The following is a 1212-nucleotide window of genomic DNA, read 5'->3' as shown; positions in this document are numbered from 1 at the left end:
GGGAACAAAGCGATGAACCAGCAAGCGTACAAGATTAAATTCAGCCGTCGGGCGGGCACGTGGGTGGCGGTGTCGGAGCTCACGCGCGGGGCGAGCAAGGGCAGCGGCGGCGGCACGGGCGCGAGCACCAGCGGCGCGGTGCTGGAGCGGTTCCGGGTGGGTGGCCTCAAGCGTCTAGTGGCGGCGCTGGTGCTGGGCGGGATGTTGCCCGGGCCGACGTGGGCGCAGGTGGTGTCGGATCCGGGCGCCGGGGCGAATCGACCGGGCGTGACGACGACGGCGAACGGCACGGACCTGGTTCATATTGTGAAGCCGAACGCGGCGGGCTTGTCGCACAACAAGTTCAGCGAGTTCAGCCCGGTTGGGCGCGGGGTGGTGTTGAACAACAGTGCGCAAAGCGGGGTATCGCAGATTGGCGGATTTGCGATGGGCAACCCGAACTTGTCTGCGCCGGCCAAGGCGGCGTTGCTGGAGGTGACGCAGCAGCGTAGTGCGCTGCAGGGCACGCTGGAGTCGTTTGGCGGCAAGCTGGATGTGCTGGTGGCGAACCCGCACGGGGTGACGATCAACGGGTTGACGACACTGAACGTGGGTCGGTTTGGGGTGAGCACGGGGCAGGTGCTGCCGCAGGCGGACGGGAGTGTACGCCTGGGGGTAACGCAGGGCGACGTGCTGATCGAGCGCGGCGGGATTGATACCAAAGGGCTGAGCGTATTTGACGTGGTGAGCCGCAGCATTGTGATCAACGGGCCGGTGAGTGACTCGAGCGCGGGCGGGGCGAAGGCCGACGTGAACATGGTGGCGGGCCTGACGACCTACGATCCGCGCACGGGGCAGTATGAGGTGAACGCGGCGAACGGCTCGAAGGCGCCGGCACTGGGGATCAGCGGTGGGGCGCTGGGGGCGATGTACGGGCGCCACATCGTGCTGGCGAGCACGGAGTCGGGTGTGGGGGTGCGGCATGATGGTGCGATCACCTCGGTCAACGATATCCGGGTGAGTGCGAATGGCGAGGTGAAGCTGGGGGGGGCGGTGCGTGCGACGCAAGGCACGATGAATATATCGACTCCTGGAAGCGTGACGCTCAATGGCGCGGCGAGCGCGGGTCAGGATGTGGTGCTGCAGGGCGGCAGCGTGAGGGCTGGCCAAGTGAGTGCGCAGCGTGATGTATCGGTGACGGCCACGGGTGACGTGGCGCTCAATGGCGCGGTG

The 1212-nt window shown here is 67.1% G+C and carries 1 protein-coding gene; it reads left to right on the top strand.

Annotation, left to right across the window (positions count from 1 at the left end; genetic code table 11):
- Nucleotides 1-12: 12 nt before the first annotated feature.
- Nucleotides 13-1212: filamentous hemagglutinin N-terminal domain-containing protein (locus tag ACPUER_RS36785; RefSeq protein WP_425133582.1), on the top strand; the 1200-nt coding region annotated here is incomplete at its 3' end.

Source organism: Burkholderia sp. DN3021, assembly GCF_049805555.1.
Lineage (GTDB): Bacteria > Pseudomonadota > Gammaproteobacteria > Burkholderiales > Burkholderiaceae > Burkholderia > Burkholderia pyrrocinia_C.
The sequence above is the reverse complement of the archived record's forward strand: the minus strand, read 5'-3'. Positions and strand labels throughout refer to the sequence as shown.